Origin of the sequence: uncultured Pedobacter sp. (genome assembly GCF_913776295.1) — a bacterium.
GTDB lineage: Bacteria > Bacteroidota > Bacteroidia > Sphingobacteriales > Sphingobacteriaceae > Pedobacter.
This window is the reverse complement of record NZ_CAJYOJ010000076.1, coordinates 23,824-45,949: the sequence shown is the minus strand read 5'-3', so window position 1 is coordinate 45,949 and position 22,126 is coordinate 23,824. Positions and strand designations below refer to the sequence as shown.

The window sequence follows — 22,126 nt, the reverse complement described above, 5'->3', positions numbered from 1 at the left end:
CTATTTCAGCCGCAATATGGGTTTAATCAAAATTAACTTAGGCCCTTGGCGTAATGGTTTCTATATCATCCCGTTGATCTTCGCCATCAGCTTTACTTTCTTCAGCCGGTTTTTCCGCTGTATCTGTCTTTTCAACCTGGTCATTAGCATTTGCTTTTTCATCATCTTCCGCTTCTCCTGTCTTTTGAGCAGACTCATCTGGTTGAGCTGTTTCCTTTTCTGTAGAGGGTATTACGGTTTCTATTTCCAGCTGTACATAGTCTGTTGGTTTTGGATGATCGCTGTTTGGTGAGGTCTCTTTTTTAGTTTCTTCGTTTTCCATGGTATCAATAAGTTTTAATATTTATAATGGAATTCGTTTGTATTTTGTTTGCTTTTATTTTAAAACAATTGCTGGTTTTTTAATTTTGGATAAAAATAATAAGCTATGGCCATAACCATTAGGAAAATAACTCCGGCAGATAATATTGCTACTGCTTCCATGATCAGAACGGTTTTAAAAGAATTTAAAGTAGACAGGCCCGGTACCGTTTATACCGATCCTACAACGGATGATTTGGCAACACTTTTCGAACATCCTGAATCTGCTTATTGGCTGGCAGAAGAGGATGGGGTTATTATTGGTGGCTGCGGTATTTATCCAACAGATGGCTTGCCGGAAGGTTGTGTTGAACTCGTTAAATTTTATGCCCTTCCAGCTTCGCGTGGTAAAGGCATTGGTAAAATGCTGATGGAGAAAAGTATAGCATCTGCACAGCAATTTGGTTATAATGAAATTTATCTGGAGTCTTTTCCGGAACTTGCCAAAGCGATTACCATGTACGAAAAGGCAGGTTTTAAAAAACTCGATGGCCCTCTGGGTAATTCCGGCCATTACGCCTGTAACATCTGGATGCTACTGGTTTTATAGCTGGTTTCATTAATTATACGGCTTAATCGGTTAACTGTATAACATTACAGAGTTAACCGATTTTATTTTACGCGTATCGTTAATTTTTGCCTGCCCTGTTTTCTTCTTCGCTTGTCCCCGTTTGTCTTTTACGGGCAGTCTTGATCTTCATATTTCCGAATTTATAGGTGAAACTCAGGTTTACCCTGCGGCTTTCCCATTCGTTTTGCCAATAGGTTTTAATGTTGTTATATTCGAGGTTGGCCCTGAATTTACTCGTATTAAAAATGTCGTTTACTTTTAGTGCCAACGTGGCGTTTTTGTTCCAGAATGATTTTTTAGCACCGATATTGAGCTGATGACTTCCCAGGTTATGGAAAAGGCCATAAACAGATGGCGAATCGTAAAAGGCATAGGTGGTTAAGCTATAATTTTTAGGTAAGGTGAAGGTATTATCCATCACCACCGACCAGTTCCAGGAGAAAGCATTGTACCCATTTCCCTGGACAGCTGATTCGGTTCGGTTAAATCCTGCCGAAACTTCGGTACTATTGTTCCACCATTTGGTTATATCAAAAGGACTCCCGGCAGCCATGTAAAAGTTTATGGTGCGATTCAGGTTTTCTGGTCTGGAGATACTTTCTTTGGTACTGTTGTTCTGATAAACCACTTCCGATATTGAACCATTGTTTACAGAATAACTCAAAGTTAATACCCTGAAGCTTTTAATAGAATAATTAAACTCGAAACTATTGGCATAAGATGGCTGTAATAATGGATTACCTTGCAGGGCAGTATATGGATCTGAATAAAAGGTAAAAGGATTTAAGCTGCTGTACGATGGTCTGTTGATACTTTTACGGTATGCCGCAGTAATAAGGTTGTTTGAGTCGAGTTTTAACGATACAAAAATCGTTGGGAAAAGCTTCCAGTATTTTCGGTTGATCAAGGTATTGGTACCGGATGAGCTGCCGTTGCCTAGTGTCTGTTCTGCACGTAAACCCGCTTTGATCTGAAGGTTTTTAAAACTTTGATCAAGGGAAAGATAGCCTGCATTAATATTCTCGTTGTATGAAAAAGCATTCGTTCTGCGGGGATCGTTAAGCCAGCCTGCTGTTTTTAACGAGTCGAAACGTACATCGCTCTGTGATTTTACCCAGCTGCTTTTCCAGCCGGTTTCCATTTTTAATGTTTTTGAAAAATTTAAGCTATAATCAGCTTTGACAGAATAGATAGAAACGTTTCCCATTCCTTTGTTACGCAAATCAATTGGATTGCCGATCAGCTGATCGTTTGCATCGAGATAATTATTGGTGAAAGTTTCGTTTTTGCTATTATCGAACCTTACGTAATCGGCATCAAAACCTAATTCTCCTCCCAGCGTATCTGTTTTGAAACGGTAATTTAAATTAAGTGCATGGTTTTCTTCGGTATTACTTTGTGGATTGAACATGGATGTGCCGCCCATTTTTATACCTGCGGCATTATAATTTACAGAATTGCTGTTTACTTTGGTCTCTTCAGGTGCAGTAAAGCCTTTTACCATCAGCCCTATGGTATGTTTCTCATTAATGAAATAATCGGCACCTGTAGAATAATTTAAGCTGTTGGTTATCGGATGCCAGAAATTAATCTGATTATATTGATCGTCGCCAATGGTTCTGTTTAATGTAAGTCTGTTGAATGAATTATAGTGTCCGGCATCTAAGCGTAGATAGGTACTCACCTTACCGATATTGTAATTCAGGTTGGTGCCGCCATAAACCTTTTCATAACGGCCATAACCACCGCCCAGATTCATGTTTCCGTTAAATCCCTGCATCTTATTTCTTTTCAGTTTAATGTTGATGATCCCGGCTGTACCGGCAGCATCAAAAGAAGATGGAGGATTAGAAATTAATTCTAATTTGCTCACAGCCGATCCCGGTAACGATTTAAGATAAGTAGTTAATTCCAGCCCCGTCATGTAGCTCATCTTACCATCAATCATTACATTGATTCCTTTTTTACCCTTAAGTACAATGTTATCGTCTTTATCGAGCTTTACACCTGGCGACCTGCTGATTACTTCCAGTGCATTGTCACCTGCGGTATTCATCTGTTCTACGTTTACAATCACCCGGTCTGCCTTCTGGTCTATTACGGGCATTTTTGATATAATGTTAACATCTTTCAGGTTTTGACTTTCGTCTGCCAGTATGATTGTTGGAACTTTAACGGTTAAATTCTTTACTTCAAATGTTGGAGACTGGGTTTTTCTATAACCCATCATTAAAGCTTTAATCAGATAACTGCCAGGTTTAACATTGCTAAAGTCGTATAAACCTTGTACATTGGTAACCTGCAAGGATACAGAAACCGAATCAGGTAAGTGGATTAATGCTACTGATGCATAATTGAGTGTGTTATTTTTGTTGTCGGTAACCGTTCCTGATACCTTAATGTTTTGAGCAAGCGCAGTTTTAAAATTAAAAACAAGCAGGGTAAAAAGAATAGATTTAAATAGAGGATTCATCATTGAGTTGGTTTTTAGTATTGACGATTCAAAGATGAGGTGGTTGCATCACCCTAACAATTATATAATCCCAACCGGTTAAAATATTATCCCAATCCTTTTTTAAAGTATAACAGGCATTCGTCCTCCGGTTGGATACGTTGGGATAATTATTTACCTGTTTGGAATAAGAAAATAGGCGGATACCAAAGCTTTATATAGATTTAGGGCATGAAAACAATCAAAACCATTTTTATTCATATTTTATGCTGGTTGCTGGTATTGGGTTATTTATACGGAGGCACTTTAATTTCCGGAACTACCTTCACCAGGGTTGCATTTAATGTCTCCATGAATTTTATTCAGTTGATCGAATTTTATATCTGTTACCTATGGGCTTATCCGCGTTTTTTGAAAAAGGGTAAGGTATTGCAACTAATTGGTGCTATTCTGTTTACTATTGCAGTATTTATTTCACTCCGGTACATCATAGAAGAAGTGCTTTACTTAAAATGGTTTGGTTTCCATAATTATAGTGATGAAGTTACTGCCTGGGGATACATCTCAGATAATATTTATTGGAGCATTGCTTTTATTGTGGTGCCAGCTGCGGTATATGGTATTGAAAAAAGTTTTAAATCAGAGCAGGCGAACCGTAAACTTAAGGAAGAAGTAGTTAAGGCTGAACTCTCATTTTTGAAGTCGCAGATTAATCCCCATTTTCTGTACAATACTTTAAATTATGTTTATTCGCTGGCTATTCCTGTTTCAGATCAGCTGGCCAATGCTGTTCTGCGTTTGTCAGACCTGATGCGTTATACCTTGAACGACAGCCCGGATGGTAAGGTGAGTTTAGATAAGGAAGTGGAATATCTGGAAAGTTATGTGGCATTATTCAGGATGCGTTTTGAACCCAAATTTTATGTGGATTTTACTGCAGAGGGCGTTAGCGATCAAAAAATAGCTTCACTGATTTTGATTCCATTTGTTGAAAATGCTTTTAAACATGGTGTGGTAAACGACGCAACTCAGCCTGTGCGTATTAAACTGAAAGTGCAAAACAAAAGATTAAGCTTTGAAGTGAGCAATAAGATCAGTCATGCACAAAAAGACCGCTCAAGTGGTGTAGGTATGGTGAATATCCATCGCAGGTTAGATCTGATCTATCCCGATAAACATGAGTTATTGATTTCGAACAATGGAAATACCTATAAAAGTACTTTGATCTTAAATCTCTGATGTATAATTTGTATCATTGAAATATCTTAATCTGCCAAACCCTAACCGTTAACCCATATCCATCACCTATGATCCGTTGCCTTGCCGTTGATGATGAATCTTATGCTTCAGATATTATTGCTGCCTTTATCAACAAAACTCCATTTTTAGATTTGGTTGGAACTACTACCAATGCTTTTGAAGCACTTAACCTGGTACAGGAGGGTAAAGTAGATCTTGTTTTCCTGGATATACAGATGCCTGAGTTAACAGGAATCCAGTTTTTGAAAATCTGTGGCGGTAAATGCAAGGTGATTTTAACAACGGCATACCCAGAGTACGCTTTGGAAGGTTTTGACCTGGACGTGGTAGATTATCTCCTGAAACCGATCTCTTACGAACGTTTCTACAAAGCAGCAACGAAAGCACAGCAGATTTTAATGCCCGTCATACCTGTTCAGCAAGAAGTTGCTTTAAAGCCTTTAGTGCAAGGAAATGATTTTATTTTTATTAAAGGCGATACCAAAAATAAGTTTATCAAGGTTAATTATGACGAGATTCTCTACATAGAGGGACTGAAAAACTATGTTTCGGTATATACGGCTACGCAAAGAATTGTGACGTACCAGGCCTTGCGGGAGTTGGAAACGGAACTACCACAGCCACCTTTTTACCGTATCCACAAATCTTACATTATTTCGCTGGAAAAAATTAAGATGATAGATGGAAATACGGTTTATATCAACGATCAGGCCATCCCCGTTGGCGAAACCTATAAAGAGGAATTTTTTAAAGTGGTAAGGGAAGGGAAGAAGGGTGGGAACTGATTTTTTTAGTTTTCAGTTTTCAGTTGACAATTTGCAGTTTTCAGTTGGCAGTTTACAGTTTACAATTTTCAGTTAACCAATTAAACAATTAACCAATTAAACAATTAACCAATTAAACAATTAACCGATTAACCAATCTCACCAGTTTTCAGTTGGCAATTTGCAGTTGACAGTTTACAATTGACAATTTACAATTGACAATTTGCAGTTGATGCCTGGCAATTTTCAGTTAACCAATTAAACAATTAACCGATTAACCAACCTGTGCATAAATTCTGCCCGATATTTCTTCCGATTTTTTTTAAGTTTGCTGCATCACGATTAAACCAGACACCATCATGCAAGAGACAAATTCGCTAAATCAGGTTGCAGAATTTCACACTACCTTTAAACATCCAATTCTTGAGAATCCGGTAATTCCTTCAAAACAACGGGCTAATTTACGCATTTCGCTTTTAGCAGAGGAATTAAAAGAGCTACAGGAAGCCGTAGAAAATGACGATCTGGTAGAAGTTGCCGATGCCCTTTGCGATTTGCAGTATGTTTTAGCGGGTGCCATACACGAGTTCGGCCTGGGCGGAAAATTTAAAACGTTATTTGACGAAGTTCACCGTTCTAACATGAGCAAAGCCTGTAAAACGATAGAAGAAGCTGAGCAAACCATCCGGTTTTATTTAGAAAAAGACGGGACCGAATCTTATTATAAAGAAGTAGACGGACTGTTTTTGGTGTTCAGGAAATCTGACGATAAAACCTTGAAATCAATTAACTATTCGCCGGCTGATTTAAAATCACATCTGGTTTAAGTATAAATTAATTGCTGTTGAAAAGACTAAAACAAATTGTAAATGGGCTTAAATTAACACAGGCCGCACCTGATGCCGCGCTCATGCGTGAATTTATTTTTTATTCGCCTAAAATGCCTTTACGCCTGCATCAGGAACAGCTTATTACGGCTTCAAAACAGTTTAGCCTTCCCGTTTTTGATACCTATTTTACCAAAGCCAACGTCACCATTAATTGTTTTAGCTGGGGAAATGGAAAGCGAAAAGTATTACTTACACACGGCTGGGCCTCAAAAGCTTTGGATTTTTATGAGCTGATTATTGAACTTCAGAAAATAGATGACCTGGAGATAATTGCTTTTGATGCACCTGGCAACGGAAGTTCAGTTTCCGAGTTTTCCAACCTGATGTTATATGCAGATTCAGTAAAATCTATTGCTTTAAATTATGCAATGCCCGATGTCCTTGTGGGGCATTCACTTGGTGGCATGGCTAACGTAATTGCTGTACAGGAATTATCGATTCTTCCTCACTTGCTTGTTAGCATTGCACCGTTGATCAAACTGAGAGAAAACTTCGCACAAAGTTTGGATTCGGTAAACATTGGCACAAAGGATCAGGATATCTTTTTCAGCAACTTTGCCAAAGAATTTCCAGTTCCGGCTGAACACTTTAATCTGGCAGAACTTTATCAATTAGGTCCAGATTTGGATCATTTTCTGGCTTACGATCCTGATGATCATATCTCCCCATATCCATTCCTAAAAGAGTTTTTAGCTAAAAATCCTGCGATAAACGCCAAATCATTTGAAGAGGTAGGCCATTATAAAATCCTCAAATCTGCGGATGTAATTGAAGATATTGTGGAGAGAATATCTGCATTTTCAACCACATAAATCGTCATTTGACCGTTGTGGTACATGCTTAGTTCTTCCCGACTGATTGTGACGAAATGGAAAAATCTATCAAAATTTAGTTTCGCTAAACTAAAAATCATTTATATCCATTAATTGTGCATAAAAAGCTAAAAAGTCATTTTAGCTAAAACTTATTAATGATTACTTTTATCACTTTAGCTTTTTAGTTTAAATGAGTGAACAGGTAACAACGCATCCGGTATCAGAACAAAATCCTTACGATTACATATTAAGGGATTTCAATCTGAAAAACCTGAGCCAGATTGTTATCCTAAAGCATTTAAGCGGACTGATCCATACAGATGTTAAAGGTTTTTATCAGCTTTTTCCAGAACAGATTGAGATTGATTTTGCTGCTTTTAGCGATGAAACCGCTGGATCAGCTTTTCCAATTGTGCAGGTTCAGCAAAATGAAAACGCTGTAAAACTTTCCTGCAGGTGTGCTACACCTAAACATAAGTTATGCGAACACCAGGCGAGGGTTTTGTATAATATCCTTCAGCGCCCGGATCTGCTCATTTTTTTTGATAGTAACCTGCGCCAACAAAAGCTTGCCAAAATTGCAATCGATTATGGGTTGGAAAAAGAGGCGCATCTCGATCTGCTGTTCAATCTCCGTTACGAAAACAGCCAGGTTGTAATCCGGCCGAAAATGGATGCGCTCCAACCTTTCAACAAAGAAGTTCAGCAGAATTTACAGGAACTTTTGTTGCCAGCTAGTAAATCCAAGTCAAAACTACCGGTCAAAAGTGATCCAGGTAAAATGATCCTGGTTTTTGGGCAGCACCGCTATTATAATAATCTAATTATAGAATTATTCTCAGCCAAAACTACCAAAAACGGTAAGGTGAAAAATCCTCTCATGGGTATAAATCCGGTAGATTTGCTGTTTAAAACCAGTGATAGCGATCAGTTAAAGTTTTACAGTGGCATCATTGCTTTTCAACAGCAATATAATCACGAACAAAGCGAGGCAGAAATTGAAGCTTTAAAAGCGATTGTGAAAAATCCGCTAAAGGTTCCTCTTTATTTACAGGATAGTAAGCAATCTGTTGCAATTCAAGCCTCTACCATTATCGCAGTTGAGGTACATTTGCTGGAGTTAGATTTACACCTTTCGGTAAACCAACGCGATGATTATTATGAAATTACAGGTCGGTTGATTATCGAAGGGAAATCATACGAGCTGGATAGCCTGGTGTTGGTACACCAGTACTTTGTTAAACTTTACAACCAACTTTATCTAATTGGCAGACTCGATTTTTTACGGGTAATTGGTTTTTTCAAAAAACAGAGCAACAGATTAGTCCTGCACAAAACAAAATATCTGGAGTTTCAAAAAAATATTCTGGTGCCTTTAGAAGGAAGTATCCAAGTTGATTATGCTTATTTAAAACCTGCCACCAAAAGTCAGATTGAAGAAAAAGGTTTCGATCTCGAAAACGAGCAATTGATCTACCTGTCAGAATCTGAAGATTATATTCTGCTTACGCCGGTTATGCGTTATGGAAACCTGGAAATCCCTGTTCTTTCTAAAAAGCAAATTCAGGCACAGGATAAACTGGGCAATCTTTTTACCCTGCACCGTGATGAAGCGGCAGAGTTGCAGTTTATTGGTGACATTTTAAAACAACATCCTTATTTCTACGAGCAGGAAACCAACGATTCTTTTTATCTGCACCGCAAAAGGTTTATGGAAGAAGCCTGGTTCCTGAATGCTTTTGAAGAATGGCGAAATAAAGGCATTCATATTTTAGGGTTCAATCAACTCAAAAACAATAAATTTAGTGAGTTTAAGGCTAAAATCAATATTGAAGTATTAAGCGGAACGGATTGGTTTGAAACCAAAGTAAAAGTGAAGTTTGGCAAAAAACAGGTGGCACTTAAACATCTCCATAAATCGATCAGAAACAAAAGCAAATTTGTAACACTTGATGACGGAACCCTTGGCATACTTCCGCATGAATGGATAGAGAAATTTTCGGCTTATTTCGGTGCTGGCGAAGTAACTGAAGATGCCATTCTTACACCGAAAATCAAATTTGCTTCGATAAATGAGCTATATGAGGATGCACTGTTAGATGGTGAAGTTAAAAACGAATTAAAACTGTACCGGCAGAAATTTGAAAGAAGCAATTCCATCCAGGAGGTTGAGGTACCGGAAGGTTTAACCGCAACGTTGCGCCATTACCAGAAAGATGGTTTAAACTGGCTCAATTTTTTAGATGACTTTAACTTTGGTGCCTGTTTGGCCGATGATATGGGGTTGGGTAAAACCATTCAGGTTTTGGCTTTCATTTTATCACAGCGTGAAAAAGTAAAACACAATACCAATCTGGTGGTTGTGCCAGCTTCTTTAATATTTAATTGGAAGGCAGAAGTAGAGAAATTTGCACCGTCAATAAAAGTAAAAACCATTTATGCTGGCGAACGGACAAAAACAACGGATACTTTCGATGATTATGAAATTATTTTAACTTCATATGGAACATTGCTTTCCGATATCCGTTTCCTGAAAGATTATCGCTTCAATTATATCTTTTTGGATGAATCGCAGCTGATCAAAAATCCCGATTCCCAACGTTATAAGGCGGTCAGAATGCTGCAATCTCGAAATAAAGTAGTGATGACGGGGACGCCTATTGAGAATAATACCTTTGATTTATACGGGCAGCTGTCATTTGCCTGCCCGGGTTTGTTTGGAAGTAAACAACAGTTTGCCGATTTATATTCTACCCCGATCGACCAATTTAAGGATAGTAAAAGAGCCGAGGAACTCCAGAAAAAAATAAGACCTTTTATCCTCCGCAGAACCAAAGAACAGGTAGCAAAAGAGCTTCCCGATAAAACTGAAATTGTACTGTATTGCGAAATGGGTGAGGAGCAGCGAGAAGTTTATGAAGCCAATAAAAAGGAAATCCAGGATTATATTTTGGGTAAACAGGAAGATGAACTGCCTAAAAGTTCGATGCATGTATTGAAAAGCATCACCACGTTAAGGCAGATTTGCAATTCGGCAGCTTTGCTGGCTGATGGAAAATCTTATCTGCAGGCTTCTTCAAAAATTGATGTGCTGATAGAGCAGATAGAAAACAGGGTAGGAAAGCATAAAATTCTTGTTTTTTCTCAGTTTGTTACCATGCTCGACCTGATTAAAAAGCAACTGGAAAATAAGGGAATCAGGTACGAATATCTTACCGGGCAAACGCGGAAAAGGGCTGAAGCGGTTGCTTCATTTCAGGAAAATGCCGATATTCCGGTTTTTCTGATTAGTTTAAAAGCGGGCGGTACGGGATTGAATTTAACTGAAGCCGATTATGTTTACCTGGTTGATCCATGGTGGAACCCTGCGGTAGAAAACCAGGCGATTGATAGGGCATACAGAATTGGCCAACATAAAAATGTAATGGCGGTCAGGCTAATCTGCCCTGATACTATTGAAGAAAAAATCATGAAACTCCAGGCAACTAAAAAGGATTTGGTAAAGAATCTGATCCAGACAGAAGGAAGTTTCTTTAAAAATTTAACCAAAAAAGAGTTGTTAGGGTTGTTGAGTTAATAGTAGGTTTCGTCATTGCGAGGAGGAACGACGAAGCAATCTTTCCTGCTAGTTGTTCCTTGCCAGAAGATTGCTTCGTCGGCTGAAAAAGCCTTCTCGCAATGACGACCATAGTAGTTAAATCGCTATCTTAAATTCATAATCCAGGTACTTTGGCACATTCAAACTCTCTACAATCTTCCAGTTTTTCTTTTCTTCAATAAATTCAGGAATAACTAAACCCAATGCTTTGGCCGCTTCCGCATAAAAATCCATTTTTGCAGGATGGTTTGGTGAGCAGGCATTATATGTTTGGCCAAATGCCTGCTTTTCCAAAAGTTTTATTGCAAGGCCAACGGCATCGGTCTGGTGGATCAGGTTTACCGGAGCCAAACCATTCGGAATGTTTGTTTTTCCGGCAAAAAATCTACCCGGGTTACGTTCTGGACCAATCAAGCCCGCAAAGCGAATTACCGTTGCCTTTTCAGGAAATAATTCCTTAAAAAGTATTTCGGCAGCTAAAACAAACTTTCCCGAATCCGTATCCGGAATGGTTTCGCTGTTTTCATTTACTGTTTTATTTTCATCAGCATAAACACTGGTCGAACTGATCAATACCACATGTTTTGATCTATTTTCTGCTGCGGCCAAAATTGAATTGATCTTTTTCGGATAATCAAGTAATTCAGCTGAATTTCGCTTTGGGGGAATACAGATAAACAGTACATCAGCCTCAAAAAAAGCAGCATCCGTAACAATCGATTCTGCCGTAAAATTTACTAAAAATGGCTGTATATGTTCCGATTGGAGGATCGCTAATTTATCCTGACTGGTGGTAGAACCTTTAACCATATAATTTAATCCGACCAGTTTTTTGGCTAAAGCAAGGCCAAACCAACCGCAACCTAAAATAGATACGGTTCGAACTTTGCTATCCTTTTTATTATCTTGAATCATTTGCGATAAAGATAAAGAGTTAGCCTATCATTTCTCCCATTTCATATCAATTCTGTTTCTTATACATGGTTTGTGATAGTTTTAGTATCCCATCATGGTAAGCGGTAGGCTTAAAGTTGAAGGCCTTTTCAAATTTGGTAGAATCGAAATGATAATCATGGTCATACTGATAGTACATTTCTACTGTACCGGCAACTACTTTTTTAAATAAACCTACCAGGCGCAGCATTAGTTTATTAATAGTTATATACCGGGGTTTGGTTTCATAAATTTTAGCGGCCATTTCAATGAATGCTTTTCCTTTTAAAGGAGCGGCAGTGGGAAGGTGCCAGATCTGGTTGCCGGAACCGGGTGTTTGTCCTAACAAAAATAAGGCTCTTCCTGCATCTTCAACATAGGTAAAGCTGTGTAGTGTACCAGGGTTGCCTATCCATTGCGCTTTTTCTTTTTTGGCAAACTTATCGAGCACCATCATGTCAAAAAAGCTGTTCATCGAATCGGCTCCGTAAAAATCTGCAGCACGTGCAATGGTTACATTTATTTTGCCTGTTTTGGATTCGTTCATTAATTGTTCGGCTACTTTTGCCCTTACTTCACCTTTTAAACTACATGGTTGGTAAGGTGTATCTTCTGTCATCGGTCCATTTACCAGCCCATACATATAAACATTATCGAAAAAAATTAACCTTGCGCCAGTACGCTTGGTTAAGTTCATTACATTTTGAATGATAACCGGCCACTGTTCTTGCCATATCTTGGCATCATAAACCAAACCCGCACACAGGTAAATCACTTTCGAACCTTCGGCTGCTGCAAAAAGTTCAGCTTCATTTAATAAATCTGCCTTAACCCAGCTTACCTGCGGGAAGTTTGTAGAAATTGGTTTTCGGCTAACCAACCTAATGGTTTCGTCTGTATTAAGTAATTCTCTGGTTAGTGCGTTTGCAGTTGGCCCGCCGGCGCCAAGTATAGTGTGCATATCTTTGTTTTTTTGATTGGTTCAAAGTTATGCGGCACCGAACTATGAAAACGTTAACAAAAGATAAGGTTTTTGGATTATTCCGTATGAAGAACTTCGATAGCGCATTTGCTAGAAAGTCGACAACTCTTTATTGCAGAAGCGTTCGTTTACGGATCCGGGAAAGTGAAACAGGCGTAATGCCTAAAAAGTTGGCAATAAAGTGTTGTGGAATGCGTTGGAAAATATTTTTTCCTGTTTTTTCGAGTGTGATGTAACGCTCTTCCGGACTCTGGGTAATAAAAGCAGTTACCCGGTCTTCATAACAGCAGATATAATATTCGGCAATTAAGCGACCGAAACGTTCCATTTTTAAAGCCAATATCGGGTGATTTAACATTTGTTGAAGATTTTGGTATGAAATCATCACCAATGCTGTTTCTTCAAGTGCCTGAATGTAATTGGTGTTGGGCGTGCGTTTCAGGAAACTTTTATAAGCACTCATCAACTCATTTTCAAAGCTAAAGTATCCCGTAATTTCCTGCCCGTCTTTGATATGGTAGTAACGAACGGCGCCACTGGTAATAAAACACATGTAGTCGCAAACTTTTCCTTCAACTGCAAAATGTTCTTTTTTGCTTAGGATGGAAAAACTAACGTATGGAGTAAAGATTTTCCATTCCGCATCATTAAATGTTACAAATTGAGCAATACCCTTTCTGAAGGCTTCTAATTGAGCTTGTTTGTACATACCGCTAATAAACTGGCTTAAAGATAAGGAATAATCATGTGAGGGTTATCCTTTATCCAGATTATAACAGGCTCTGCAACGTGGCTCGTAACTTTCCTTTTCGCCCAGTAACACCGTAGCTTCATCGGCAACAGTACGGTAACTGTAAAGAGCAGGATTACCACAACAAACACAAACCGCATTTACTTTAGTCACATGTTCGGCAATGGCCATCAAAGCTGGCATCGGGCCAAAAGGTTTCCCTGTAAAATCCATATCTAAACCAGCAATAATCACGCGTATGCCCTTAAGTGCCAGTTTATTGCAAACATCTGGTAGTTCATCATCAAAAAACTGTGCCTCATCTATACCCACCACCTGTGTATTGGTACCCAGCAATAAAATGGCTGAAGCGCTATCAACGGGAGTGGAGTTGATTGAGTTTAAATCGTGCGAAACCACGGCAGTTTCATGATAACGGGTATCGGTACGGGGTTTAAAAATTTCGACATTTAGTTTAGCAATCTGCGCCCGCTTTAGCCTTCTGATCAGTTCTTCAGTTTTACCGGAAAACATAGAGCCACATACCACTTCTATACTTCCCGAAAATTCGCCCCTTCTCCTAAAATTCTGTTCGCTAAATAACATGCCTGTTTTTTTATTTCCCCTATACTTTAAACCAAACAAATATGAGGATTTTGTATTTCAAAAAGGTTAAAAATAATAAGTAATGACTTTTTTAACTTAATCATTTTTGCAAACTTCCTTGATATTTGGCAGTTACCGTTTTCTGAAAAAAATTAAAATAATTAAAAAGGCGATAATCGGAGTGGTAAATATTGCCAGTAGTAATGAACCCCAAAATCCCAAAGAAGTATTCTTTCCAAAATTGGCTACCGACCAAAAAATTAATAAAGCGATTAATAGAACAAAAATTTCAGATATACCCAAAAGTATAGCACAGGTTTGTGAGCGCATAGTTGTTATGTTTTGAAAATAAATTTGATAAAAATACAATAATATCATCAATCTGAAAGGCGGTAGTTTATGAAGAGCTCAGATCTATTTTGCACAAAGAGGAAAATTCTCCCAAAAATTATAAGCTTGTTTTAGTCACGGAAAACAAATCAGATATTATTAGGTTTGTGATATATATTGAGTTATTTTGTCAGATAATAGGTGTTAAATTGTTACCTTTTAAGGATCAATGACAATAAAATAAATATTAAATTTTGTGTTATTTTTGAACACTTAGTTAGCAACATAAATTGGCTAAAATTTCGTTTTAATTTTATGATGAACCAACAAGATATTTTCAGAAAGATAGGCAGTATTTTAACAGAGTTAAATGAGCAATACCAGTTTTTGGCTCAAAATCCGCAGCAATTAAACGATTTGGAATTGGAGCTGTTTCTGGCTAATGCCCATTTCCTTTCTGATCATGTTAATATCGTCAAAAAATTAAATGCCACAATAGAAAATAAATCAACTGAAGTCGGAAAACATAGCTTGTTAGCCGAACAAAATACGATTGTATTGCCGGAACCTGAAAAAAGTTCTGCGGACAATGATGAACGTTTTGCTCCGCAGGAACTGGAAGAAGTGGTAACGGCCCAGGAAGAGGAAGAGCGCGTAGATATAAAACCTGAACAGGAAGTGCTTGATGATGAATTAATTGAAGAACACAAAGCTGCTTCACTTTTGAATAAGGATTTTTTTAAGCCCGATCAGGACGACCATACTTTCGAATTTGTACTCAATACGCATCATCAAAACGATCAGTTTGATTACGAAGCAAATCCGGTTGCGAATGGATCTGTAGACGAAATTTTTGATCGCCCTCTAAGCCAGGAAGAAGCAGAAATTTTAGCGCGTAAAAAGATTATTCATGATAAAGAAGCAACTTTAGCTATTCAGGAGGAACCGCAGCCAGCTGATGAAGATGAAATTGGTCCTGAGCCTTTTTTAATTCCGCATCAAGAAGCAGCAGCCGAAACAATTGTTAAAGAGGAGCCCATCGCGGCTGAAAAGTTGGAAGAGCCTGTTGTGGCCGTTAAAGTGGAAGAACCTATACCCACACCTGCTACTCAACCTATTGAAGCAATAAAAGATGTAAAACTGGATGACCCCATTATTTCACCATCTGTAGATGAGGAGCGGCCCATATTCAGACCTGAAGCTGTGCCTGTAAAACCAACTCCGCAGCCCGTAGTGGCAAAACCGGCACCAAGTTTAAACGACTTATTGGCCAAAACAAACAGCCAGAATAATGAGCCCGTTAAAGCACCGATTTCCGATTTAAAACAGGCCATTAATTTAAATGAAAAGTTACTTTTTATTAAAGATCTTTTTAATGGCTATAACCTGGCCTATTCTGAAGTAATTGATATCATCAATAAGATGAACAGTTTCGAAGCCGCAGATAGTTATCTTCAAAATAATTATGCAGTAAAAAATAACTGGGCCAGTAAACAGGCCACTGTTGATCAGTTTTACGAGCTGTTAAATAGAAGGTTTAGTAAATAAGAGCGGTTAGCGGCTGGTGTTAAGCGGTTTAGTGAATGATATAACTGCGCGCTACACTCAAACAAAAATACTTTTAGTTTTTTGATTTAGAAACGAACGTTCGGTATTTCACAGGTGCTGTAGCCCCGCCATCATTTCAATCTTTTTGAGAAAGCTGCTGCGTAATACGGATGTTACGGCTTCAAAAAGGATTTCCATTTTTGTCGGGTTTATTCACTGCGGATAGCAGCATTGTATTGCCCGCCTAAACCGCTGCCCGGTGCGGGCGATAAAAGCGGACAGGAAGTGAAGCGTTTAGCGGGAGCATACGATAATTTGATTACTGGTTTTGCTTTCAAAAACAATAAATACCTCGACCATACCAGCTAGCGCAAAGATTGTTAAATAAGGTTGGCAATATACACTACGAAGTGTCGACTTCAGACTAAAGACTCAGGACTTCCGACTCTTTAAATAAACCCCATCCGGTTAGAATCCAGTTTCAAAAATATAAACAACAGGATGGTAAAACTCCATAACGACGAACCGCCATAACTGATAAACGGTAGCGGAATCCCGATTACCGGAATAATTCCAATAGTCATTCCGATATTGATAAACACGTGGAAAAAGAAGATGCAGGCCACGCTGTAGCCGTAAACCCTGGAGAAAGTAGACCGTTGTCTTTCTGCCAGATTAATCAACCGGAGCAATAAAAACATATACAGGCCAATTACCACAGAACAGCCCACAAAGCCCCATTCTTCGCCAATGGTAGAAAAGATAAAGTCGGTACTTTGAGCAGGTACATAACCATATTTGGTTTGGGTACCCTGTAAAAAACCACGACCCGTTAACTGCCCAGAGCCAATGGCAATCTGCGATTGGATGACATTATAACCCGCACCTTTATTATCAGCCTTAAGGCCTAACATCAACTCAATGCGGCTGCGTTGATGAGGTGCCAAAACTTTTTCGTAGGCAATTTTAACTACAAATAAATAAGCAATGGCAATGATGGTTACCAATATGGTGGAGATAATGATCTTCTGTTTACGCCTGTTGTTATAGATAAAAAGCCCGCCGATAGTGGTAAGGATAAGGATCAAGATGTAAGTGGGTACCAGGAAATCGGCAACGAAGAGTACAATCATTCCAAGGAAAATCAACAGGAAGTAACCCGATAGCCCCTCCCTATATAAGGGGAACATAAAGGCCAAGAAAACCAATGCAGAGCCTGTGTCAGGTTGTAGCATAATTAACAAAAGCGGAGCTAATACAATTAAACCGGCAATGACAATCGATTTAATATCCCTGAATTTTGGATTAAATGTGCTCACATACCTCGCTAAAAGTAAGGCTGTACCAAATTTGGCAAACTCCGAAGGCTGCAACCTAAAAGAGCCTATCGGGATCCAGGCCTGGTTTCCGCCAACATTTCTCCCGACAAACAGTACTACTACAAGCAAAAATAGGGTAGCGCCGTAGATAAATGGTGCAAATACGTTAAATAATCTGCCGTCGAACAATAAAATGGACAGGCCCAATATCACGCCGGTAATGACATAGATTAATTGTTTACCATAACTGCTCGCAAAATCAAAACCTGTTGCTTTATCTGGATTGTAGATAGAAGCATAAACATTAATAAAACCAACTGTACATAAAGCAATATAGATTAAAACGGTAATCCAATCTACATTAAAAAAGAAACGGTTTCCCTGTTGTTGAATCATTGCTTATTGGTTACAGGTTTATTGTTTATACTAGGTTGATTTACTTTTAACTTGGTAGCGACGGTTTGTTTAAGTACAGCGGGTTTAATTTTTAAGCTGTCTTTAACCTTTTTAAGCGAATCGGCTTTTTTTAGTTTTAAACTGTCTAATTTGGTGGGTTTTACCTTTTTGGTCTTATCAATCAAAGCCGGTAAAAGATTGGTTTCGGCGAATGCTTTAACGGTATAACCGTTAGAACGTGGTTTAATGCTATCGGTTAAGTATTTCTCTACAATAAAACTCGAAATCGGTGCAGCATAAGATCCTCCATAACCGCCATTTTCTACAATCACGGCAATGGCAATTTTAGGCTTGTTCATAGGCGCAAAACCAATAAAAACAGAGTGGTTTTTGCCATGTGGGTTTTGTACGGTTCCGGTTTTACCGCACATCAGAATGTTGGGTATCTGCGATTCTTTTGCCGTTCCCCAAGGACTATTTACTGCATCCCGCATGCCATCGATTACAATAGGAAAGTATTTTTCATCTACACCTACATAGTTTTTAACTACATACTCTTTCTTAACTACATTTTTATCGCCGATACCTTTAATTAAGTGAGGTTTTAAATAATAGCCACGGTTAGCAATGGCGGCCATTACATTGGCCATTTGTAATGGAGTAGAGGTAATCTCACCCTGACCAATGGCCTGTGAAATTACAGTGGTATATCCCCAGCGTTTGCCATAAATTTTATCATAATGATCAGCCTGATAAAATATACCCTTTTTTTCGAAAGGCATATCAATGCCCAATTTCTGGCCAAAACCCCATTTTGAAATCTGTTCATGCCAATGCGCATAAGTTTGGCGTTGGTTTTTCATGCCGTTTTTCGTGATAATGTTCTGAAAAACATGGCAGAAATAGGTGTTGCAGGAACGGGCAATGCCACGTTGCATGTTAATGGTGCCATCAACGTGCTCACACTTTACTTTATGATTTCCGGCCATATAATAACCCGGACAGAAAAATGTAGTATTCGGATCTATGGCACCATCTTGCAGGGCAACCAAAGCATCAACAGGCTTAAATGATGATCCGGGAGAATATTGTCCGGCAATAGGCCTTACAATCTGTGGGCGATAAGGATTTGCAATCAAACTCATGTAGTTTTTTCCCCAATCTTTACCCACTAACTGGTTAGGGTCATAGCCTGGACTGCTTACAAATGCCAGGATTTCTCCGGTTGCCGGCTCAATGGCCACAATTGCACCTACTTTATTTTTCATCAATTCTTCGCCAAGGCGTTGGATTCTGATGTCTAAAGAAGAAATTAAGCGGTCTCCGGATACCGCATTTATATCGTATTTACCGTTGGCATAACTTCCCTGAGCAACGTTTCTGGCATCGTAAAGTGTATTGATCACCCCTTTTTTGCCCCTTAAAAAATCTTCGTAGGACCGCTCCAACCCACTTTTTCCAATAAAATCGCCCGGTTTATAATAACCTTCAGATTTTTCAATATCATCAGGATTTACTTCTTTTACATAGCCGAAAAGCTGTCCGGCAATGCTATCTGGATAATGCCTGATCGTCCTGTCCTGTGTTCTGAAGCCAGGGAAACGATACATGATTTCCTGTAAGCGTGCATAACTCTGTACCGAAATCTGTCTTTCAAAAAATGTAGATTGATAAGGAGATTGCGCTTTTGCTTTTTTCAGCTTTTTACGCACATCTTCAATAGTGATTTCTAAAGCATTGGCCAATCCGAGGGTATCAAAGGGTTTAACCTCGTTTGGGATCACCATTAAATCGTAAACAGGTTCGTTCTGCACAATTACCTTCATATTCCGGTCGAGGATGGCTCCGCGGGCAGGGTATTTATAAATTTTACGGAGTACGTTACTCTCGGCGGAGCTAAATGCCTTGTCGCTAATAATCTGGATATAGAATAACTTTCCCAATAAAATGAGGGCGACTACAATAAATAATCCCTGGACGATATATTTCCGGTTAAATAATTGATCCATTTAGCGTGGCGTTCTTCTATAGAATATAAACTCTACCAAAAAAATAATAAGCAGTGTAAAGATACAACTTAAACCGCATCTCATTAAAGTATAACCAACTTCGGTTAACCTGAATGTTTCCAGAAAAAATAACACGAGGTGGTGTGCTGCAACGCAAAGAAAAGTATAAAGTGAAAACCATTGGAAACCCATATAACTTAACGATGGTTCCGGATCGTCAATGGCATCGCGGTTTAAGCTGATGGAAATAAAGGAAATCCTTACTAAAGCCAGGACCACACAGGCTGTAGCATGTACGCCCATGGTATCGTAAAAAGCATCGAGGGCTAATCCTGTGGCAAAAGCCAGTGAGTATAATAAAATATTGGGAATGCCAAATGGGAGCAGGAGTAAAAACAGCACATAGATGAAAGGGGTTGAAAGATCGTAAAAACCCATATTCTTGAGCAGAAAAATCTGCACAAAAAGCAGTAAAAACCACCTGACAATATTTACAATTATGATTCTACTATTCATTAGGTTTAGCCATGCTTTCTAAAGCTTTCTGTTCATCAGCTCTTTTATCTTTAACCACATATACATATTGCAACGTACTAAAGTCAGTAAACAAATTTAATTCTGCTGATAAAAAATTATCATTTGTGGCCACATTGGCCTTACTGATTTTTCCAACCAGGACCCCTGCAGGAAAGGAGCCATAACCGGAAGTGACAACGGTATCGCCAACATACATTTTAATATGATTGGGTACCTCTTTTACAAATGCCTTTTTAATATCAAAATTTCCATCGCCCCAAACCAATGAACCTAGTGCATGGTTCTTTTTCAAGGTTACACTGATCTTCGTATCTTTATGCAATAATGACTGGATGGTGGCCAGATGTGCAGAAACATCACGGATAAAACCAACTACTCCGCGTTGAGGAGCAATTACAGCCATACCACTTTTAATCCCATCAACTGTACCTTTATTAATCGTCATGATGTTGTTGCGCAAAGTGACCGAATTTTTAACCACTTTGGCTGCCAGATAGGTATATTGTTGATTGTTGACCGTATCTACCACTTTAACATCTTTGGCCGTGTCTATAGTAGTTAATTTCAGTAATTGGCTTTTAAGTTTGGCGTTTTCTGCGGCAAGGCTATCGTTAACCATGCCCAGGTTCAAATATCGTTTGAAAACGTTTAACCTTTCATAGGCAGTACCTACAACCTCGTTGCTGGAATTTAAAGTTACGCTTCTCTGGTAAGCATTATTTTTAACCGTAAGGTAAATGCCGACAACGAAAAACATGATAAACAAGAAAAATGCGTTGTATCTGCTGATGAAAATCCAAAGGTTACGCATTTGAGTTTGGAGTTAAAAGTTCGGAGTTGGGAGTTAATCGTTTGGCGTAGAAGTGGAAACTCCAAACTCACAACCCCAAACTCCAAACTGAATATTATTGCATTAAAAATTTATATCCGCCGATGTTTTTAAGGGCGATGCCGGTGCCACGAACTACTGCACGAAGTGGATCTTCTGCAACGTGAACCGGCAGTTTTGTTTTCGCGGCTACACGCTTATCCAAACCTCTTAGCAATGCTCCACCACCAGTTAAATAAATACCTGTTTGGTAGATGTCCGCCGAAAGTTCCGGAGGAGTAATCTCTAAAGCTTTTAAAATCGCTTCTTCAATTTTAGAAATGGATTTATCTAAGCAATGCGCAATTTCAGTATAAGATACAGTGATCTGTTTAGGTACACCCGTCATTAAATCGCGGCCCTGAACTGCGAAATCAGCAGGCGCATCCTGTAATTCAGGTAGCGCTGCACCCACTTCAATTTTAATTTTTTCAGCAGTACGGTCACCAATCATGATGTTGTGCTGGCGGCGGATATAATTTACGATATCAGAGTCGAAGTTATCTCCGGCAACCCTGATAGACTGATCGCAAACAATACCTGATAAAGCAATAACTGCAATTTCGGTAGTACCTCCACCTATATCGATAATCATGTTACCCATTGGCTCTTCCACATCAATCCCGATACCTACCGCAGCAGCCATTGGTTCGTGGATCAGGTAAACTTCTTTTGCACCGGCAATTTCGGCTGAATCGCGCACGGCACGTTTTTCTACTTCGGTGATACCAGATGGAATACAGATTACCATACGCAATGAAGGAAACATCCAGCCTTTACCGCCGTTAAGCATCCGGATCATTCCTTTAATCATCGCTTCCGCAGCGTTGAAATCGGCGATTACACCATCTTTCAACGGACGTACAGTTTTAATATTATCGTGGGTTTTACCCTCCATTTGCATGGCCTGACGGCCAATTGCAATCACTTTATTTGTAGTACGATCGAAAGCAACAATAGATGGCTCATCTACCACTACTTTGTCGTTATGTATAATCAGGGTATTCGCGGTGCCTAAATCAATGGCAACTTCTTGCGTAAACCAGTTAAATAATCCCATGTATAAGGTATGTTTTCTTTATTTGATCAAATCTATACTATTCCTAATGTAAAAATAGGATTTTTATTGTTTTAAGTTTTATTTTCTACAGTTATTAA

18 protein-coding genes are annotated in these 22,126 nt (G+C 38.8%); 7 read left to right on the top strand and 11 right to left on the bottom strand.

The window, feature by feature from the left end; all coding sequences use genetic code 11:
• Positions 1-37 precede the first annotated feature (37 nt).
• A complete protein-coding gene (locus QZ738_RS17220) occupies positions 38-322 on the bottom strand; it encodes a hypothetical protein (protein ID WP_293788969.1) in 285 nt (94 codons plus the stop codon).
• Positions 323-427: 105 nt separating this feature from the next.
• Here QZ738_RS17220 and QZ738_RS17215 point away from each other — a divergent pair, with 105 nt between their 5' ends.
• A complete protein-coding gene (locus QZ738_RS17215) occupies positions 428-910 on the top strand; it encodes a GNAT family N-acetyltransferase (RefSeq protein ID WP_293788968.1) in 483 nt (160 codons plus the stop codon).
• A gap of 79 nt (positions 911-989) precedes the next feature.
• On the opposite strand, the gene QZ738_RS17210 is transcribed toward QZ738_RS17215, so the two are convergent.
• Positions 990-3,407: an outer membrane beta-barrel family protein gene (locus QZ738_RS17210; protein WP_293788967.1), complete on the bottom strand. Its 2,418-nt coding sequence runs from the start codon at positions 3,405-3,407 to the stop codon at positions 990-992.
• 207 nt (positions 3,408-3,614) lie between these two features.
• Here QZ738_RS17210 and QZ738_RS17205 point away from each other — a divergent pair, with 207 nt between their 5' ends.
• The 5 genes from QZ738_RS17205 to QZ738_RS17185 all read left to right on the top strand — a co-directional run bounded on the left by QZ738_RS17205 (position 3,615) and on the right by QZ738_RS17185 (position 10,689).
• Positions 3,615-4,622 carry a sensor histidine kinase gene (locus QZ738_RS17205; protein ID WP_293788966.1) on the top strand — a complete coding sequence of 336 codons (1,008 nt, stop codon included), beginning with the start codon at positions 3,615-3,617 and terminating at the stop codon, positions 4,620-4,622.
• A 68-nt stretch (positions 4,623-4,690) separates the two neighbouring features.
• Positions 4,691-5,428 carry a LytTR family DNA-binding domain-containing protein gene (locus QZ738_RS17200; protein ID WP_293788965.1) on the top strand — a complete coding sequence of 246 codons (738 nt, stop codon included), beginning with the start codon at positions 4,691-4,693 and terminating at the stop codon, positions 5,426-5,428.
• Between the two features lie 338 nt (positions 5,429-5,766).
• Positions 5,767-6,234: a nucleoside triphosphate pyrophosphohydrolase family protein gene (locus tag QZ738_RS17195; protein WP_293788964.1), complete on the top strand. Its 468-nt coding sequence runs from the start codon at positions 5,767-5,769 to the stop codon at positions 6,232-6,234.
• A 17-nt stretch (positions 6,235-6,251) separates the two neighbouring features.
• Positions 6,252-7,109: an alpha/beta hydrolase gene (locus tag QZ738_RS17190; protein ID WP_293788963.1), complete on the top strand. Its 858-nt coding sequence runs from the start codon at positions 6,252-6,254 to the stop codon at positions 7,107-7,109.
• Positions 7,110-7,302: 193 nt separating this feature from the next.
• Positions 7,303-10,689, top strand: coding sequence for a DEAD/DEAH box helicase (locus QZ738_RS17185; RefSeq protein WP_293788962.1), 3,387 nt, complete (start codon positions 7,303-7,305; stop codon positions 10,687-10,689).
• 117 nt (positions 10,690-10,806) lie between these two features.
• On the opposite strand, the gene QZ738_RS17180 is transcribed toward QZ738_RS17185, so the two are convergent.
• The 4 genes from QZ738_RS17180 to QZ738_RS17165 all read right to left on the bottom strand — a co-directional run bounded on the left by QZ738_RS17180 (position 10,807) and on the right by QZ738_RS17165 (position 13,961).
• Complete coding sequence (locus tag QZ738_RS17180) at positions 10,807-11,625, bottom strand: NAD-binding protein (RefSeq protein WP_293788961.1); 819 nt, start codon at positions 11,623-11,625, stop codon at positions 10,807-10,809.
• Positions 11,626-11,671: 46 nt separating this feature from the next.
• Positions 11,672-12,604, bottom strand: a complete 933-nt coding sequence (locus tag QZ738_RS17175; RefSeq protein ID WP_293788960.1) for an NAD-dependent epimerase/dehydratase family protein — start codon at positions 12,602-12,604, stop codon at positions 11,672-11,674.
• A 130-nt stretch (positions 12,605-12,734) separates the two neighbouring features.
• Positions 12,735-13,334 (bottom strand): Crp/Fnr family transcriptional regulator, encoded by a 600-nt coding sequence (locus QZ738_RS17170; protein ID WP_293788959.1) that lies wholly within the window; start codon positions 13,332-13,334, stop codon positions 12,735-12,737.
• 45 nt (positions 13,335-13,379) lie between these two features.
• A complete protein-coding gene (locus QZ738_RS17165; RefSeq protein ID WP_293788958.1) occupies positions 13,380-13,961 on the bottom strand; it encodes a thymidine kinase in 582 nt (193 codons plus the stop codon).
• A gap of 645 nt (positions 13,962-14,606) precedes the next feature.
• On the opposite strand from QZ738_RS17165, the gene QZ738_RS17160 reads away from it, so the two are divergent.
• Complete coding sequence (locus QZ738_RS17160) at positions 14,607-15,839, top strand: hypothetical protein (protein WP_293788957.1); 1,233 nt, start codon at positions 14,607-14,609, stop codon at positions 15,837-15,839.
• Positions 15,840-16,288: 449 nt separating this feature from the next.
• Here QZ738_RS17160 and rodA read toward each other — a convergent pair whose 3' ends face one another.
• The 5 genes from rodA to QZ738_RS17135 form a co-directional block, all read right to left on the bottom strand.
• On the bottom strand, positions 16,289-17,554 hold the full coding sequence (rodA, locus tag QZ738_RS17155; RefSeq protein WP_293788956.1) for a rod shape-determining protein RodA: 1,266 nt from the start codon (positions 17,552-17,554) through the stop codon (positions 16,289-16,291).
• Positions 17,551-19,563 carry a penicillin-binding protein 2 gene (gene mrdA / locus QZ738_RS17150; protein ID WP_293788955.1) on the bottom strand — a complete coding sequence of 671 codons (2,013 nt, stop codon included), beginning with the start codon at positions 19,561-19,563 and terminating at the stop codon, positions 17,551-17,553. The genes rodA and mrdA overlap by 4 nt, the downstream gene beginning before the upstream one ends.
• A complete protein-coding gene (locus QZ738_RS17145) occupies positions 19,564-20,079 on the bottom strand; it encodes a rod shape-determining protein MreD (protein ID WP_293788954.1) in 516 nt (171 codons plus the stop codon).
• Entirely contained in the window at positions 20,072-20,911 is an 840-nt protein-coding gene (gene mreC, locus QZ738_RS17140; protein WP_293788953.1) for a rod shape-determining protein MreC, read from the bottom strand. The genes QZ738_RS17145 and mreC overlap by 8 nt, the downstream gene beginning before the upstream one ends.
• Positions 20,912-21,005: 94 nt before the next feature.
• The gene (locus tag QZ738_RS17135) at positions 21,006-22,028 is read right to left on the bottom strand and encodes a rod shape-determining protein (protein WP_010601761.1); all 1,023 of its coding nucleotides are present in this window, start codon (positions 22,026-22,028) and stop codon (positions 21,006-21,008) included.
• Between the last annotated feature and the right edge of the window lie 98 nt (positions 22,029-22,126).

Excerpts from the sequence above, each read along its gene's own strand:
- QZ738_RS17220 (WP_293788969.1), bottom strand. The coding sequence starts at position 322 with ATGGAAAACGAAGAAACTAAAAAAGAGACCTCACCAAACAGCGATCAT.
- QZ738_RS17215 (WP_293788968.1), top strand. The coding sequence starts at position 428 with ATGGCCATAACCATTAGGAAAATAACTCCGGCAGATAATATTGCTACT.
- QZ738_RS17210 (WP_293788967.1), bottom strand. The coding sequence starts at position 3,407 with ATGATGAATCCTCTATTTAAATCTATTCTTTTTACCCTGCTTGTTTTT.
- QZ738_RS17205 (WP_293788966.1), top strand. The coding sequence starts at position 3,615 with ATGAAAACAATCAAAACCATTTTTATTCATATTTTATGCTGGTTGCTG.
- QZ738_RS17200 (WP_293788965.1), top strand. The coding sequence starts at position 4,691 with ATGATCCGTTGCCTTGCCGTTGATGATGAATCTTATGCTTCAGATATT.
- QZ738_RS17195 (WP_293788964.1), top strand. The coding sequence starts at position 5,767 with ATGCAAGAGACAAATTCGCTAAATCAGGTTGCAGAATTTCACACTACC.
- QZ738_RS17185 (WP_293788962.1), top strand. The coding sequence starts at position 7,303 with ATGAGTGAACAGGTAACAACGCATCCGGTATCAGAACAAAATCCTTAC.
- QZ738_RS17180 (WP_293788961.1), bottom strand. The coding sequence starts at position 11,625 with ATGATTCAAGATAATAAAAAGGATAGCAAAGTTCGAACCGTATCTATT.
- QZ738_RS17175 (WP_293788960.1), bottom strand. The coding sequence starts at position 12,604 with ATGCACACTATACTTGGCGCCGGCGGGCCAACTGCAAACGCACTAACC.
- QZ738_RS17170 (WP_293788959.1), bottom strand. The coding sequence starts at position 13,334 with ATGTACAAACAAGCTCAATTAGAAGCCTTCAGAAAGGGTATTGCTCAA.
- QZ738_RS17165 (WP_293788958.1), bottom strand. The coding sequence starts at position 13,961 with ATGTTATTTAGCGAACAGAATTTTAGGAGAAGGGGCGAATTTTCGGGA.
- QZ738_RS17160 (WP_293788957.1), top strand. The coding sequence starts at position 14,607 with ATGATGAACCAACAAGATATTTTCAGAAAGATAGGCAGTATTTTAACA.
- rodA (WP_293788956.1), bottom strand. The coding sequence starts at position 17,554 with ATGATTCAACAACAGGGAAACCGTTTCTTTTTTAATGTAGATTGGATT.
- mrdA (WP_293788955.1), bottom strand. The coding sequence starts at position 19,563 with ATGGATCAATTATTTAACCGGAAATATATCGTCCAGGGATTATTTATT.
- QZ738_RS17145 (WP_293788954.1), bottom strand. The coding sequence starts at position 20,079 with ATGAATAGTAGAATCATAATTGTAAATATTGTCAGGTGGTTTTTACTG.
- mreC (WP_293788953.1), bottom strand. The coding sequence starts at position 20,911 with ATGCGTAACCTTTGGATTTTCATCAGCAGATACAACGCATTTTTCTTG.
- QZ738_RS17135 (WP_010601761.1), bottom strand. The coding sequence starts at position 22,028 with ATGGGATTATTTAACTGGTTTACGCAAGAAGTTGCCATTGATTTAGGC.